We start from the raw sequence: 16,444 nt of genomic DNA on the forward strand, positions 1-16,444 counted from the left end.
AACCAAATTAATCCTATGAATATGACCAGGTTTTTCATCTTGAAGCCTATTGGCCCGGCTTTGCGCCAAAAAATCATCTGCCTTTGTGCAATTCTATGTCTGACTGCAGCAACGCAGCTAAGTGCAAAAAACCTCAGAGAAATCCATAATTATACACTGCTTTCATCTATCGATGTAAGGGGGAAAGTTTTGGATGAAAAGGGGATTGGCATACCTGGAGCGAGTATTAAGATAAAAAACACGGGAAAAACTGCTACTACGGACAATGATGGGAATTTTAGTATTAAGGGTCTGGATGATGAGGCAATTTTGATTGTTTCTTATGTAGGTTACATCACTCAGGAGGTAAAAGTTAATTCCGGAAATATGCTGATTAAACTCAGCCCGCAACTTCAGAATCTGGATGAAGTAGTTGTAGTGGGGTATGGAACAGCGAAGAAATCAGATTTAACCGGGGCTGTGGGTACAGTTAAAGCTGATGTGTTGCAGGAGCGTCCTGCATCTTCCCTGAACCAGAGTTTATCCGGCCGGGTTTCCGGGGTGAATGTCTCTTCAAATTCGGGCAGACCAGGTGGCAGGGCTAATATCCGTATTCGTGGGGTAAGTTCACTGAGTGTTTCCAATAATCCCCTGTATGTAATTGATGGTGTCATATTGAACCCGGTTGATCTGCGTAATGGCAGTACCCCGATTGACTATCTCAATCCTAATGATATTGCTTCAATAGAAGTCTTGAAGGATGCTTCTTCTACGGCTATTTATGGTGCGCGTGGTGCCAACGGTGTAATTATGGTTACAACCAAGCGCGGAACTGCCAGCGGTGGTTCAGTAACCTATGATGCGGATTTCAGTATAGGTGTACTACCCAGAAAACTTGAAGTACTGAATTCAAAAGAGTTTTTAGCTGTCGAAGATCTGGCTTATGCCAATGCACAGAAATATGATCCTATAGGATGGGCAACAGGAACAAAATATACAGACCCTAAAACTAAACGGAAGAACCCTAAATTATTTGATGCACAGGGAAATCCGCTATATGATACAGACTGGCAGAAAGAGTCCTTTCAAAAAGCTATAACCCAAAATCATCAGCTTGGATTTACCGATGGGAATGAAAGAGGCAGTTATGGCGCGTTTTTAAATTATCGTAATCAGGAAGGTCTGGCAAGAGGTTCATGGCAGAAAAGATTCTCGGGTCGCTTTGTTTTTGACAGCCAGATCAAAAGCTGGTTAAAAGTGGGTGGTACAATGGGTTATACAGATCAGAACGAAAAACAGGTTGATCAGCTTGACGGCGGTGGGATCACCATGATGCGTCAGGTATTGGAAGCCCTGCCTATTATCCCGGTAAAATATGCTGATGGATCATGGGCCAGTAACAGAGATTACCCTGGAATGGAAGGGGGAGACAGTCCTTTAAGAGTGGCTGCAGACAGATTATCCTATCTGCGTACCCAGACATTACTGGGAAATATGTATGCCAATATTCACCTGGCTCCGGGACTGGAGTTCAAATCGACTATCGGAACTAATATCATTAATCAGAGAGAGGATTATTTTGCAGCCAAAGGCATGCAGTACATTTCTGACAACGGAAATGCCAGTGTAAATAATAACAGATATAATTCATGGCAATTTGAAAACTATCTTACCTATAACAAGCAATTTTCAAAAATACACAGCATAAATGCTATGGGTGGGGTGTCCTGGCAGCATATGGATCGATTCGAGAACCAGGCCAGTACACAAGGTTTTGATGATCCCTATTTCAAGTTTAATAACCTTGGTGCAGGATCGAGTCCTCAGGCTCCTTCGTCAATTGGACAAGCATATGGGCTGAACTCTTATTTCGCCCGTATCAACTATGGTTTAATGAATAAGTATTTAATCACTTTTACAGGCCGTGCGGATGGTTCTTCGAAATTTGGAAGTGCAAATCAATACGCCTTTTTCCCCTCTGCCGCACTGGCCTGGAAGGTTATGGAAGAGGATTTTATGAAGAGTGTACCTGCAATTTCAAATCTGAAAATCCGGGCTAGTTATGGGGCTACCGGTAACTCTGAAATCCCGGCATATAGAGCGCTTGCTGGTATGGGTAATTACAACGTGATTTTTGATGGAGTACGAAATATCGGTATCGGTACCAACCGTATGGCCAATTCTACTTTACAGTGGGAAAAAACAAAACAGATTGATTTAGGGCTGGAAGTGGGACTGTTCTCCAACAGGTTAAATTTCGAACTGGATCTGTATCGCAGAAGGGTTAACGGAATGTTGCTGGATGCACCACTACCTTATAGCAGTGGATATAGCAGTATCTTCTCAAATGTAGGCAGTATGGAAAATAAAGGTGTTGAGTTTAGTATCAATTCTACGAATATCAAAACTGATAATTTTACCTGGAGCACTACTTTTAATATTTCTGTAAATAAAAATAAGGTGCTGGCTCTGGCCAGTGGTGACATCTTTTCTGGTAACGGCATAATCAGAGTAGGTGAGCCCGTTGGATCTTTTTTTGGAAGAGTACAGCTTGGAACCTGGGGGAGCAATGAAGCTGCAGAAGCCAAGAGATATAATATGTTACCCGGTGATATCAAATATCAGGACTTAAACAATGATGGTAAAATCAATGATCTGGACAGAACAATTATTGGAAAAGGTATCCCTGATGGTTATGGTACCCTGCTGAATACTTTTCAGTATAAATCGTGGTCTCTGACAGTTGATTTGCAATATATGTATGGTAATGATGTACTGGACAGGAGTATCCATTCTGCTGAAGACAGACAAGGGATTGCCAATAGTTACAAAACGGTATTAAATGCCTGGACAGAGACCAATCAGAATACGCCTATTGCGCAGATTCGTCCAATCAATGCCTATTACACAACCAATAACGACAGTCACAAGGTGACAGATGGCTCGTTTATCCGCGGACGTAATTTATTACTGGCTTATACATTTCCATCAAAAACTGTTTCGGCCTTAAAACTAAATCGTTTAAGAGTTTACGGATCTGTTCAGAACTTTTTCCTTGCTACCAAATATAAAGGCTATGATCCTGAGGTTTCCAATTCTGGTGCACCCTTCGATCAGGGACTGGCCTTATATGATTATCCGAAGCCAAGGGTGTTCATGATTGGCATTAATGTCGGATTGTAATTACAGGCTAATGTTTAAGAAAAATTTAGAGCTATCATGCTTATACAGCTCATCAAATGACAACCAGAGCATGATAGCTTCATCAAATTAAAAAATATAAACAGATGAAAACACTAATAAAAAGATATGGGTTCCTGGCTTTAACAGCCAGTACATTATGTTTTACAGGTTGCAAAAAGTTTCTGGACGAATCTGATCCAAGTAATTTTACAGTGGAGAACTATTTTACCAAGCCTGAGCATGCGAGAAGCTCGGTAAATGCTATTTATGCCAGTCTGCGTGATCCTATGGAGAGTGGTTTTGGCGGTGGTGCCTGGACAATGACAGAATTTGCTACGGGTCAGGCTGCGACCGACCTGGGTCAGGCAGTTAACAGCTATTTCATCAAAGACCTGCAAAATACTGCGGATAATGGTTATGGTCTGACTTACTGGCAAAGTTATTATAAAGGTATAGGTAATGCTAATCTTTCTATAGCGAAAATACCAACGATTGCGATGGATGCAGTGGAAGCTAAAAGGTTATTGGGAGAAGCCCGGTTTCTGCGGGCCTGGTATTATTTCAATCTGGTTCAGTTGTTTGGCAATATTCCTTTGATTACCGAACCTATTGATCTGAAATCTGATCAGTTAAGACCAAAACAGGCAACTCCGGAAGAGGTCTATAAATTAATAGTCGATGATTTGAAAACGGCAGAAGCTGCTGGTTTACCCTGGGTTGATATCTCTGGAAAGGTAAGTCTGGGAGCTGTAAAATCCCTGCTGGCCAAAGTATATCTTACTATGGCAGGTTATCCATTGCAAAAAGGGGCTGAATATTTTGATCTTGCAGCAAAAAAATCTGAAGAAGTTATTGATTCCAGACAATTTAAACTGTTTGAATCGTATAATGATCTGCATAACCCGGCAAAGAGAAATGTAGATGAGAATATATTTATGATCCAGTATAAGGCACAGATTATTCCCGGAAGCTGGCAGGAGCTGATTATTCCCTATAACAAAAATATTTCTGCCTACTCTTCAGAAACAGGTGGTATTTATGCGACGGCAGATTTTGTGAACTCCTATGATCCGGCAGATCTGCGGGCTAAAGAAGGGCAGTTCTTTTTTACCAAATTTACAAATCAGGATAATAGAAATCAGCAGGTTGATCTGGGAGGATATTTTTTGTATAAGCTTTTTGATGTTGTAGCACAGACCAGCACAGCTAATAGTGATCTGAACTGGTCACTTATCCGCTATGCTGACGTATTGCTGATCTATGCTGAGGCTTCCAACCAGGTTAGCGGACCTGGGGCAAAAGCATATGACGCTATTAATCTGATCAGAAAAAGAGCAAAATTACCTGAACTGAGTGGTCTGTCTGGTGATCAGTTCAAAGAAGCTGTGTGGCGCGAGCGCTGGTATGAGCTCTGTTTTGAAAATGTAACCTGGTTTGATATGGTGCGTTTACGTAAAGCATTTAATGTGAGCACCAAAGGATTTGATAATTATGTCGGTCACAGATTTTCTTATGGGCCGGTTTTGGGAGAAAGAGAACTTTTATTCCCGATTCCAAGCAGGGAACTGAGAAATAATACAAATCTGATACCAACTCCGGGATATTAGTTTTAGTTAGTTAAGTAGGTAAGCGTGGTTCTTACAAAACAAAACCCCTGTAAATTTTAGGTTTGCAGGGGCTGTTTTTTGCTCATCAGTTGAATGTTATTAATGAATTCCGGAGATGATTTAAACGTTTTGTCCATAACCTGACTGATAGCCAAAGCTGGACCAGAAAAATCAGGGTAATGACAGTCAGTGAGAGGTACCTGCTGGTATTAAAGCTTAATCCATAAGTGAAAAATAATAGCAATCCGGTCAGGTAGATTTGCCGGCTGATAACCGCTATTACTGCATAAATTTTGACTTTTGACAAATAATTTTTTAAGGATTCACGAAGACTGGTCCCATGGATTAAATACTTTGCAAAACGATAGCCTGTAAGGTTATGAAGGATTGGAAACAGGACAGAAAGGATAAGCAGGATATTAACCCACATAGGTTTTAAATTTCCGTCAAACATGGTGTAATAACAGGAAAGAAAAATACCCCAGCCAAGTAGTTCTATAGTAAGCTGTTTCCTGATACCTTTTAAAACGGGATGTTTATTTTCTGATAACATGGCCTGAATTGCTGTTTCTGACATTTCGGGAGTTTTTGTGGTATTCCAGGTCGATTTTATGTCGTTGAGTTCCATGATTATTGAGTTAAGTATTTTTGAATTTTGATTTTTATTCTGTTGAGTTTAACACCTACGTAATTTTCACTAATACCAATAATGTCTGCTATTTGCTGATAGCTTAAGTCTTCAAGATATAAGGTGATTATGGCTTTGTCACTATCATCAAGTCGTTTCAAAGCAGCAAATAAAAGATCATGACGTAAGGCTGAATTTTCGCAGGGCTGTTCTTCGGGAAGATCCGGTAAAACAGGACGGTATTCAATAGCCTGTTTCTTTTTACGGAAGGTAGCTATTGCGGTATTCAATGCAATACGGTAGATCCAGGTGCTTATCTTTGACTCATTTTTAAAACTCTACTGAGCTTTCCAAAGCTGGAAAGTGATTTCCTGAAAAATGTCTTCGCGATCTTCGGGCGTATCCCGGTACAGGCGGCATATTTTATGAATAATCCCCTGATGCGTTTTAATAAGTACTAAAAACTGTGTTTCATCCATCGCTATGTTTGATTAAGTTAGGCATTAATCTTCTGCTGACGGAGGACAGCTTATCAAAAGGTGATCTTTTCATATTTTCTAATTTCCTGTATAAGTAGGAGAAAGGTTAGAAAACTTACAAAAGTGTATTTTAATCTGAAATATAATCAGGACAATTATGTTGTTGATTATCAATAATTATAACTACATTATTCTGTTGATGAATTTTAACGAAAGATGAAACTAAAAATATTGTCAGTAATTATAGCCCTGACCATTGTGGGGCAGGTAGCCAATGCATGTACGGTTATATCCTGTGCATTAAAAGGTGAAGTATTTGCAGCTGCAAATGAGGATGATTATATGGGTTTTGCCCGAATGTGGCTAAGTCCGCGAACTGCAGACAGATATGGTTCAATCTGTTTCGGATTGCCTGATCTCCAGGCACAGGCAGCGATGAATGAGTATGGACTTTTTTATGATTTTACTGCGCAGAATATTGATGCTTCAAAATACAATTTAAAGAATATTTATAAAGGAGATCTTTTTTTTGAAATACTGGGAAAATGTAAAACAGTGCCGGAAGTCTTAAAGATGCTGGAGAAGTATGATTATTCTGACAATTCTCAGGTTCTGATAGCAGATGCTTTGGGAAATTCTGTAATAATCAATGTCGGAACAAAGGTTGTTAAGACTGCCAGCTATCAGATCAATACAAATTTTAATATCGCAGCGTTGAAAACAGGTAAATATTCCTGCAGAAGATATGATATCTCTGAAGAGGCATTAAAAGACGCAAAAACTTTAAGTGTACCTTTTTTAAGAGATATTCTTAGTCATACCCGTCAGGAAGGAAAGCTATCAACTATTTATTCGAATATTTATGATCTTAAGCGTGGAATTGTCTATATCTATAATTTCCATGACTTCAATAAACCCTATGTCATTGATCTTAAAAAGGAACTTGCCAGGGGATACAGACTGGAAAAAATAAGTTCGCACTTTCCTGTGGCTTATGCTTACGAAAGCTTTTTACAGCTCGATCCTGCAATGTTCCGTAAAGAGATGATATTAGATGAGATTGGAAATAAAGGGTTAAACACGACAATAGATCGCTATTTTGCCCTGGCAAACGACACGACTAAAAAAGATAGCAAGATCAATGGTATATTGCTTGAAGTCAGTATTCAGCTAATAAAGGAGGCTTATAATCGTCATGCAAATGGTGGGCCGTGGGAATATTGGTTTGGATTTGCGGGAGGTTTTAAAAATGAACGTTTTACAGATGAGCGGTTGACAGGAGCAGAACGTATCCTGGATTTTCTGAATGAACAGAAAGAATCAGCTATCAAACTTAAAAATTTCATCTTTGAGCTCAAGGCTTATTTGAGTATGCTAAAAGGCGATGGTCAAAAGGCTAAGGACTACTATAAGCTGGCAAGTCTGAGCAGCGCTGATTCCTGGCCAGTGTCTTATAACAGAGCGCAGAAAATGGCATTGATGTTTTCTGGCAAATAACTGTTCGATCATAATCCCGGTGGCTTACTGGGCCACCCATTATTTTATAATTGGTATATATCGTAACCCTGTCAATAAGTTAATTTTGTGAAAAGAAATAAGGCCTGAATTTATCGTGCTCAAATAAGCGGTACAACTTATGCTGATATAGCTTTGATAAAGAAAATAATATTTCAAATCTTAATAATTTTCAGGAAATGACAACACGAATTAAAATTGACAAGGTAGAACCAGAAGGATACAAAGCAATTCTCGGACTGGAAAAGTTTATTGAAAGTACTCCACTGACAAGAATACATAAAGACCTGATAAAAATCAGAGCTTCACAAATAAACAGATGTGCTTTCTGTATTGATATGCACACTAAAGATGCCCGCAAAGCAGGCGAAACAGAACAACGTATTTACGCGCTTAATGCCTGGAGAGATACGCCTTTCTTTTCTGAACAGGAACGTGCAATATTGGCTCTGACAGAGGAAGTTACTCTGATTAATAACCATGTATCAGATGAAACCTATAAAAAGGCGGCTGAAGTGCTCGATGAAACTTATCTGGCACAGGTTATTCTGGCAATTATTACAATTAATGCCTGGAACAGAATTGGTATTACAACCAATCTGATTCCAGCATAAATTACTATATCATATAAAAAAGCAAGGTCTTTAATTCAGAAGCCTTGCTTTTTTATATGGTATTCTTTTAACTGATAATTTTATTCGGCTTTGCCCATGATCAGGCTGTCTATGCTCCAGTTGTAAACCGGAATTGTTGCCAGTAACAGACTAGCTGTACAAACTGGAAATACAGCAAAATTGATTGGTGCTTTTATTCCTAAAAATATAGTCATCATCAATGCAAAAACCAGTGTCAGCATACAGCTGCCTATGGCGGCCAGTCTTGTTTTGAATCCGGTAATGAGCATAATTCCAATGATAGTTTCGGCTAAAGTAGCAATGCCACCTATTACATTGACTGCCGGTCTATCCAAATAAGGCATTAATGTGCCGGTATAGGTTATAAAATTAGTCCAGTTACCCCATTCAATGTTTTTGTTCTCAGTGCCCATCGGGCCCAGAAGACCCATTCTGTCTGATACGGTTACCAGGAAACCTATACCTAATGCTATCCGTAAAAGAAGCTGAGGTATTTTAAAAGAGTTTTTCATCAGTATAAATTTGTATTTAATTGTTTTTTCTACCTGCAAAATTAGGTACTTACTGGGCTATGATTACAGACCAGTTTTGATAATATATATGGCCCAGATTGGTGATGTGGCTATGAAGGTTCAGTTAATAATTATGATCAGGAGGCTGGACTGATATTTGAGTGCTATTTTTTATAAAACCACAGCCCAGATGTTGCCATACAAATCATTGATTCAAGTAGATCGGAATACTCCAGTAACGCTACATATCCAGGTGTGTAATAGCTTTATAGTATTAATTACAAATGGTACCCTGCAACCATCGGATGTATTGCCAAGCTCCCGCATGCTTGCAGAACTGATTGGTATTAACAGAAACACGGTAAAACTGGCATATGAAGAATTGATAAGCCAGGGGTGGGCTGAATCTGTGGAGCGAAAAGGAGTGTTTGTTCTTTCAGGATTACCCATACAGCCGAAAATTAAGCTACCGGAAACCAATAAAAATAGTAGATCTCAGGAGGCTTTTATATGGACTAACCAGTTTGAAAACTCAGTGCCTGGTGACAATTTTCAGCACACCGTACTGACTATTGATGATGGTTTTCCTGACGTCAGGCTGGCTCCTATAGATCCGCTAATGCGAGAGTACCGAAGCCTTTCCAGGAAATTTTTCGGGAAAAACTTTCTGAAGTATGGCAGCTCCAGAGGGTCTGAACATCTTCGTCACTCTATATCAAATTATCTTTCCAATACCAGGGGACTGGTGGTTCCGGTTGAAGATATGCTGATTACAAAAGGTAGTCAGATGGGGATATATTTAGCGGCACAATTGCTTTTACAACCTGCAGATTATATCGCAGTAGGTACTTCTAATTATTGTTTTGCTGATGATACGTTCAGGTATTCGGGTGCTAATCTGCTTCGGATTCCTGTTGATGGTAATGGAATGGATGTAAATTATCTGGAAGATATACTAAAACATAAGAAAATAAGAGCTGTTTATACCATCCCGCATCATCACTTCCCGACCACAGTGACGATGAGTATGGAGCGCAGGCTAAAACTGTTAAATCTGGCCAAAGAATACCGTTTTGCAGTTATAGAAGACGACTATGATTTTGATTTTCATTATGATAATAAACCTTATCTGCCGCTGGCAAGTATTGATCACAATCATAATGTAATTTACATTGGTTCTATCTCTAAAACATTTGCCCCGGCACTTCGGGTAGGATTTATGACTGGCCCACCTGCATTTATTGAAGCTGCATCGTCATTGAGACAGCTAATAGACAAACAGGGAGATACTTTGTTGGAAGAGGCATTTGCTGTAATGTATGATAATGGTGAGATGGAAAGGCATTTCCGGAAGTCATTAAAAATATATAAACAACGCAGGAATCTTTTTTGTCAGCTACTTAAATCAGATTTTGAGGGTATAATAGAGTTTAAAGTTCCTGAAGGGGGGCTGGGAGTGTGGTCGAATTTCGATCAAAGTATAGATCTGATCAAAATGTCTGAAAATGCTTTAAAAAAAGGGCTTTATATTGGTAATGGGAATTTTTATAAAAACGAGTCCTTTTCTACCAATGCACTTAGAATGGGTTTTGCTTCAATGGAGGAAAATGAAATGACTGCGGCGCTTGGAATCTTGAAGACGATATTGCGTTGAATTCATTAAAGTTATTGATTGTTTTTTGGAATTACTCCTATTTTACGGACAGGATGATGATAAAAGCAGCGATCGCTATTATCATTCCGCCTATACTTATACAGGTATTAATCAGTTTCTTTTAGATATTTCTAAAGGCTATTCTAAAATTCAATTTAAACATCTGATCGATTTTTAATGTAAATAGGATTCTTCTTTAAGGTGAAGAAAATATTGTTCTGATATAAAAATATTTTCTTTTTGAATTTTAGGAATAGATCCGTTTAAAAAATATTCATTACAAGTATATATTAATGTATCTTTTTTGATATTTTTAATTAGTAATTATTAAATTACATAATCATTACGATCTACCCTAAAACCTAATCTATGAAAAACCTATTCAAAAGCGTTGCCTTAGTAGCATCATTTGCTATTTTAATTACTTCATGTTCGAAAAAGAACGAAGTGCCTGTAAATCAGGAAACCAACAATCAGCAGACAAACAAAGTACTTGCTTATATCAAAAATCTTGGATTTACAGACTCACAGATAGTTGAGAATGGAAATAGATATATCGTTGATGGCGATATTGTATTTGATAAAAATATGGAAGTTCCTGCTGATAATGGAAAACCAAAAACAGAGCAATATTATAATGGCTATCTTGTAACCAATAGCTCTAATATTACTGTTAAAGTTGATCCTTCGATAACAAGCATGAGACCTGAAATTGATTCGGCAATTAAACAGTGGAATAACGTGCCTAACTCTAAAATTAAGTTCAGCATTGTAACTGGTAGCACTTATGATATCTTAATCAAAGTGGATAATACTATCGGTAGCAGTACTTGTGGACAAGCTTATTTATCTACTTCAAATGGTAAAGCAGGTAACACAGTCTGGATTAATCAGGAGCTGATTAAAAATAATTCTTTTGCACAACGTCAAAGAACTATTGCACACGAATTTGGGCATACTATATCCTTTAAACATACCAACCAATCTACTTCAATTGATGTACCGGGTGTTGGTGGAACGGATGCCTTATCAATGATGAATGGCGGACAATGTGGTAGCGGTGCCAGTGTTTTATCAGCAAAAGATAAACAGGCAACTGCTGCGTTATATCCGTTATAGTATAAAAAATCTGCCAGAATAATTAAAAAATAAAGATCGTAATGCATTGAGAAGTTGTCTCCTGAGACAGCTTCTTTTTGTTTCTGCTGTATAGAGATATGATGTTAATAATTTATTTTAGAAACTATGATTGATATGAAATTTCCGCTGTTTCTTCTGTTAATCGGATGCTGTTCAATTGCATTCGCGCAAAAAGAAAAAAGACATTTGGCCCAGGTAGACCTGAATGGTAAATATGGATTTATTGATGTTTCTGGCCGTGAAGTGGTTCCTCTTATTTATGATGATGCAGGTTCGTGGGGAAACAATCTGGTACCCGTAAATATTGGAAAATACAGTCCGGAATATAAGGCACCCATGGTTGTATCCGTTGATCCCGGGCTGGCAAAAGATAAAGATGCTGAGAAACACGGTGATCAATACCAGGATATTGTAATCAAAAAAGCAGAAAAAGGTAAATGGGGCTTTTGTAATGCTTCTGGTGTGCTGGTAATTCCCGTTCAGTTTACCAATGCGGCTTTTTTCAGCGAAGGTTTGGCGGCAGTTGAAGTTGATGGAAAATGGGGCTTTATAGATATGAAAGGGAAAATAGCAGTTCGTCCTGTATATGATACTGTTGGATATTTTTCACAGGGAATGGCAGTGGTAGCTAAAGATGGGAATTATGGTTACATTAATTTAAAGGGTACTGAAGTGATTAAACTTCAGTATGTTAATGCAGAAGCTTTTGAAGGTGGATATGCGAGAGTATCAGAAAAATATACATCCGCAATTAATAATAAAAAAAGTATAGGCAGGTTGCTGAATTTAAAAGGAGAGGCGGTCACTGATGTTAAATATGACATTGATTATAGATTTTTGCATGGTTTGGCGAGTTTTTCGTTAGCGGATACAAAATTTGAGGATAGTTTTATATATGGGTTAATCAATACAAAAGGGCAGGTTCTGGCCAAACCGGTTTACCGGGAAATATTAAGTTTTAGCAATGGTCTGGCCCGAGTTATGGTTTACAAACAGGATAAGGTTTATAAGGAATATTATCCTAATTATGGCTACATTGATATCAGCGGAAAAGAGGTTGTGAAACCAGAGCTTGCCAGGGCATCAGAAAGCTTTAGTCATGGTATGGCAGTAATAGCCAGGTTTGATGATCAGGATGACGGTGAGTTTGACCATGCACTGATCAATACTAAAGGAGAATTTAAACTTGGGTATAACTGGAAAAATCTGAAGATTCTGGATAGCAGGTATCTATTGGCAAAGACTATTAAAAATAAATATGAAACGATATTGATTAACAGTGAAGGAAAAAGAATTATGTCCGTTGAGGATAAAGGAATTGCCGATTTGAACAACGGTTTGTATACGGTAACAAATATGGATAAGGAGCCTGTTTATTTTATTGGTTTGGACAAAAAGATATCAATTGATTTAAGTCAGAATAAAAGGCGGAAATTCATGTCCTATCAATATGGATTGATCCGTTTTTGCAATCTGGACAGCAATGATAAGGAATCAGTTCAGGTAAAACTGGGGCTGATGGATTTGAAAGGGAATATAATTGTTAAACCCAAATATAATAGGATAGGAGATTTTGAACTAACTGATGGTTCTTTGTGAGGCTTTTTTAATGATAACTCTCAGCGTAATATATTTATTTAGTTCTCTTTTTCTACGCCGAGAAGGATACCTCTCAGGGTAGTATCGAATTGTGAATAATGAAGAGAAACTGTATCACCCACCTCGATGGGATAGGTAATATTTGCATAAGTCAGCTCAAATTTTTCCTGTCCCATAAAAACAAACAATCCATCACCAGGAGGTTCCTTTTTGGTGATTTTACCTGTTAATATAATCTTCGGATTATTTAAGGAGAGTTCGTTTTTTTTAGTGCTGGAAAAAGAAAATATGTTATAGATCAGGACAATGATCAAAATGAAGAGGAAATAGTACAATCCAAAAAAATAAAATAATACTAAAAGGGGTAATAGTAGAAAATTTCCCTGGTAAGTATTCTTTAGTTCTTTTTCAATTACTTGTTTGTCTTCTTCTGTTAAAGGCAAAAGAACTGTCGTGTAAGGAATATTCAGGTTTTCGGAGGTTGGATCAGTCATGGTGTAAAAGCAATTAGATACTTTGGTCAATGTCGTTATTCCTTTGGATTTTATAAGGTTTGGCCGGAAAGTAAAAGATATTAGCTATTTTAAATTATAATTATTGCAGCACAAAAAACAAAGCAGGTCTGTACAAAAAATAAATGGAGTACGAACCCCGTGAGTTATCACTGAAATTACAAAATAACATGGAATTTTAAAGGTATGCTGCTTTTCTAATTTGCAAATTATCAATTAAAAAGAATGAAGAAGAAACCCGTTATCTTTACACTTGTTGCCCTGTTATTTATTGTGGCCGGTATTTTTGCCTACAGAAATTTTGACGATGTAAAAAGCGCCATTAATCACCCTGAAAACGAAAACAATGTAAAGCTCGGTTATGATGAAGATGCTGACAGAACATTCAGATATGTCGGGGCTTATGAGGAAGCCTTTATTTTAAAAGGTAAACTTCTGGATGCTTCATTCAAAAAAGAATATGATGCGCTACCGGATACTTTATATAAAATGATGTACGGAGACCGCTTATTTTGTGTAACGCGTAATAATGTTAACGGCGAGAATGATACCCGCTATAGCATTGAGAAGAAGAACGAAGCCGAACAGAAATTGAAAACGATAAATCCTCAACAGACCAGGGAGATTAACTGGATAAGGTATACTGTTTTAGCAGATAAGGGAAAGACAGAATATCCAAAGCTTGCACCCCTATATCAGAAGAATGGTATAACGTCTAATCTGGTAAAAGAAAGCGAATATGGCAATGGCTTTAACCTGTTTAATCAGGGACCTTCTTTGTCAGGTATACCTTTGCTGGCTAAAATAAAGATTCTGCAGTTTTTAAAAAGTGAAACAAACCACAACTTTAAAATAGACCGGGGCGACCAGTCATTTACAGATCTTATACTCGTTTCTGACTTTACAAAAAAAGAGGAAGCTGATGTGGCTATTGTGCTGAGGGAAATAACTGAAGCTGGTATAACTGAACAGTATAAATTACTAGTATATTCTTATAGCCCTTACAAAGGTGAATATTACGTGCTTTTTAATGAAAATTATTATGATCCGGTGCTAATTAAAAATTTAAACGCATCATTTGAATACGACATTTATATGAATGGGGAAGAGAAGGTAAAACCTGATTTTCCACCACTAATGGTAAAACAACAGGGCCGTGCAGATCGGGCGCTGGTTTACAATAAAGAATTTGACAAGATGGTACAATATATTCAGGAGCCCAAAAAGCAACAAACGGAGAATAAGGTTAATGAGGAAACAACTGAAGAGTAATTGACAGGATAAAAATAATCAGCTCCTTTTAGAGATGATTTGGTAGTCATACTGAACAAAAAAGAGGTTGATCATTATGATCAACCTCTTTTTTTATTAAAGGGAATGAATTCTGGAGTTTTCAAAAAGCTTTATCCAGGCTTTTTTTGAAAACATAACTGTCTCATTTTTATATTTAGAATCCTTTCTTGGATATACATCAAACATGATATTGTTAGTTCCCAGTAATTTCATTGGATGAGGGATAATCCTGATTCCGTTGAGGGTTACTTCATTGTCTTTAAACTCATCAAATAAGCTTAAGACATACTTATAAAAATCTGCTTGTTCCTGGGCAGTGGAAAAATTTATGGTCTCATAAATCTGGGTATTCATACCGCCTTTAGTCACGTATTTCAGGTATTCTGTATTTCCTAATGAATATAATGCATAATCTGCAGTTAATAAGGTGAGTTTAACTCCAATTCTCTTTGGTTTTGCATTTGCTTCGTCAGTTTTGACCTGTTCTTTCGTTCTGCCAACCTGAAATTGGGAAAAGGCGCTCGTTGTGGTTAGAGCGCATACGAAAATGAATAAAAGTTTTTTCATGATTAATTAAATATTGGTCCAGACCCGAAGATAAAAAAAATATATAAGTTATCAGGATTCTACTACTCCGACAAAAACTGTTTTTCCATTGATAGTTGGTTGAAACGGTAGTTCAGTTAAACGTGACAGATGATAAGCGTGATACAGGGTGTTAGAGAAAAATAAGATTAAAATTTTAACTATTATTTATTGTAACGGAAGTTTGATAATTTTAATATTATCATGATAGGCGATGCGGGTAAGACCTTCCTGTGTCCCATAAACACCCCATTTAATATAGCCCAGATTTCCAACACTCACATTCCCGGCAAAAGTACGATAGTTTGTTTTTTCATCGACCAGAACATAATTAGTCTGTCCGGGCAGTTTCATGTAAGTTCTCATATAACCAGTAGGATCATCGGTCCATAAAACATCTACCCTGAAGTCAATCCATTGATTTACGTAAGGTCGCAAATCGGATATAATATCTTTTATAGAGGAGGATGCTTCATACCTTAACCGCATTGCATTTCGTGCAGTGCGAAACTGGAGGGGAACGCCTGAACCGGAAGATGTATTACCGGATACTTTTAGCTGAAAGATGTTGGTTTCAAACGTAGCACCAGAAACCCATGGTGTCCAGTCTTTCAAGAGTACACTAAACTCGTAACGACGTTCATCTCCTGGAAAAAATCTGGCGTTCGGTATTGCAATAGCATCGCTCTCACTTCTGACGCTACCATCAGACGAATAAGCAGGGTCACCATAAACAATTTTATGGGCAATGGCATAGTTACTTCCATTGCCTGCGGGGTTAATCATATATGCTGCATCGGCCGCAGTGGCATGTGTAGCAGTTACACCTGTAATACCAGAATTGAGGATCCCATTTTCGTAGGTAATGTTTAAAATGGTATCGCCATTGTTCAATGTTGTTTGTGGTAAAGTTTCTGTTTTTGAAGCAGCAAAACTCTGGTTGGTTATGCCGTTTTCAATTTTGTCGCAGGCTGTTGCCAAAAATAACACAGCAATAGCCAAATAATTCTGTAGGTAAACTGATTTTCTCATATTATTTTTTGATTAGTAGATGATTGATTTTTCGTAAATGTAAAATATAAATGCAAAGATACCCACCTTTCCATAAGGTCTTTCCTCTATA

Annotated in this window: 15 protein-coding genes and 1 pseudogene; 9 read left to right on the forward strand and 7 right to left on the reverse strand. The window is 37.7% G+C overall.

The annotated features are described in order from the left end of the window. Positions 1 to 21 precede the first annotated feature (21 nt). The gene (locus tag PL_RS00105; RefSeq protein ID WP_200890765.1) at positions 22 to 3,162 is read left to right on the forward strand and encodes a SusC/RagA family TonB-linked outer membrane protein; all 3,141 of its coding nucleotides are present in this window, start codon (positions 22 to 24) and stop codon (positions 3,160 to 3,162) included. Between the two features lie 104 nt (positions 3,163 to 3,266). Beyond that, on the forward strand, positions 3,267 to 4,769 hold the full coding sequence (locus PL_RS00110; protein ID WP_041883525.1) for a RagB/SusD family nutrient uptake outer membrane protein: 1,503 nt from the start codon (positions 3,267 to 3,269) through the stop codon (positions 4,767 to 4,769). 85 nt (positions 4,770 to 4,854) lie between these two features. Here PL_RS00110 and PL_RS00115 read toward each other — a convergent pair whose 3' ends face one another. From PL_RS00115 to PL_RS00125, 3 genes and pseudogenes are all read right to left on the reverse strand, one after another. Further along, complete coding sequence (locus PL_RS00115; RefSeq protein WP_041883524.1) at positions 4,855 to 5,397, reverse strand: hypothetical protein; 543 nt, start codon at positions 5,395 to 5,397, stop codon at positions 4,855 to 4,857. 2 nt (positions 5,398 to 5,399) lie between these two features. Beyond that, positions 5,400 to 5,723, reverse strand: a pseudogene (locus PL_RS00120) (RNA polymerase sigma factor); the annotation flags it as partial. A 12-nt stretch (positions 5,724 to 5,735) separates the two neighbouring features. After that, positions 5,736 to 5,876: a sigma factor gene (locus tag PL_RS00125; RefSeq protein WP_235324576.1), complete on the reverse strand. Its 141-nt coding sequence runs from the start codon at positions 5,874 to 5,876 to the stop codon at positions 5,736 to 5,738. Between the two features lie 216 nt (positions 5,877 to 6,092). On the opposite strand from PL_RS00125, the gene PL_RS00130 reads away from it, so the two are divergent. Continuing rightward, complete coding sequence (locus PL_RS00130; RefSeq protein ID WP_041883522.1) at positions 6,093 to 7,373, forward strand: hypothetical protein; 1,281 nt, start codon at positions 6,093 to 6,095, stop codon at positions 7,371 to 7,373. Between the two features lie 197 nt (positions 7,374 to 7,570). Continuing rightward, positions 7,571 to 8,005: a carboxymuconolactone decarboxylase family protein gene (locus PL_RS00135; RefSeq protein WP_041883521.1), complete on the forward strand. Its 435-nt coding sequence runs from the start codon at positions 7,571 to 7,573 to the stop codon at positions 8,003 to 8,005. Positions 8,006 to 8,085: 80 nt separating this feature from the next. Here the strand turns inward: PL_RS00135 and PL_RS00140 are convergent, their stop codons facing one another. Beyond that, positions 8,086 to 8,538, reverse strand: coding sequence for a DoxX family protein (locus PL_RS00140; protein WP_041883536.1), 453 nt, complete (start codon positions 8,536 to 8,538; stop codon positions 8,086 to 8,088). A 190-nt stretch (positions 8,539 to 8,728) separates the two neighbouring features. Between PL_RS00140 and PL_RS00145 the strand changes: the two genes are divergently transcribed. From PL_RS00145 to PL_RS00160, 4 genes are all read left to right on the forward strand, one after another. Beyond that, positions 8,729 to 10,192 (forward strand): PLP-dependent aminotransferase family protein, encoded by a 1,464-nt coding sequence (locus PL_RS00145; RefSeq protein WP_041883520.1) that lies wholly within the window; start codon positions 8,729 to 8,731, stop codon positions 10,190 to 10,192. A gap of 25 nt (positions 10,193 to 10,217) precedes the next feature. Next, positions 10,218 to 10,370 carry a hypothetical protein gene (locus tag PL_RS00150; protein ID WP_160292129.1) on the forward strand — a complete coding sequence of 51 codons (153 nt, stop codon included), beginning with the start codon at positions 10,218 to 10,220 and terminating at the stop codon, positions 10,368 to 10,370. A 191-nt stretch (positions 10,371 to 10,561) separates the two neighbouring features. Beyond that, the gene (locus tag PL_RS00155; protein WP_348620713.1) at positions 10,562 to 11,311 is read left to right on the forward strand and encodes a M57 family metalloprotease; all 750 of its coding nucleotides are present in this window, start codon (positions 10,562 to 10,564) and stop codon (positions 11,309 to 11,311) included. A gap of 126 nt (positions 11,312 to 11,437) precedes the next feature. Continuing rightward, positions 11,438 to 12,931: a WG repeat-containing protein gene (locus PL_RS00160; RefSeq protein ID WP_348620714.1), complete on the forward strand. Its 1,494-nt coding sequence runs from the start codon at positions 11,438 to 11,440 to the stop codon at positions 12,929 to 12,931. A gap of 38 nt (positions 12,932 to 12,969) precedes the next feature. Here PL_RS00160 and PL_RS00165 read toward each other — a convergent pair whose 3' ends face one another. Continuing rightward, positions 12,970 to 13,425, reverse strand: a complete 456-nt coding sequence (locus PL_RS00165; RefSeq protein ID WP_041883801.1) for a hypothetical protein — start codon at positions 13,423 to 13,425, stop codon at positions 12,970 to 12,972. 243 nt (positions 13,426 to 13,668) lie between these two features. Here PL_RS00165 and PL_RS00170 point away from each other — a divergent pair, with 243 nt between their 5' ends. Next, the gene (locus PL_RS00170) at positions 13,669 to 14,715 is read left to right on the forward strand and encodes a hypothetical protein (protein ID WP_348620715.1); all 1,047 of its coding nucleotides are present in this window, start codon (positions 13,669 to 13,671) and stop codon (positions 14,713 to 14,715) included. Positions 14,716 to 14,811: 96 nt separating this feature from the next. Here the strand turns inward: PL_RS00170 and PL_RS00175 are convergent, their stop codons facing one another. Further along, entirely contained in the window at positions 14,812 to 15,303 is a 492-nt protein-coding gene (locus PL_RS00175; protein ID WP_041883794.1) for a hypothetical protein, read from the reverse strand. Between the two features lie 186 nt (positions 15,304 to 15,489). Next, positions 15,490 to 16,353: a heparin lyase I family protein gene (locus PL_RS00180; RefSeq protein ID WP_052496431.1), complete on the reverse strand. Its 864-nt coding sequence runs from the start codon at positions 16,351 to 16,353 to the stop codon at positions 15,490 to 15,492. Between the last annotated feature and the right edge of the window lie 91 nt (positions 16,354 to 16,444).

It is taken from the genome of Pedobacter lusitanus (assembly GCF_040026395.1).
Classification (GTDB): Bacteria; Bacteroidota; Bacteroidia; order Sphingobacteriales; family Sphingobacteriaceae; genus Pedobacter; species Pedobacter lusitanus.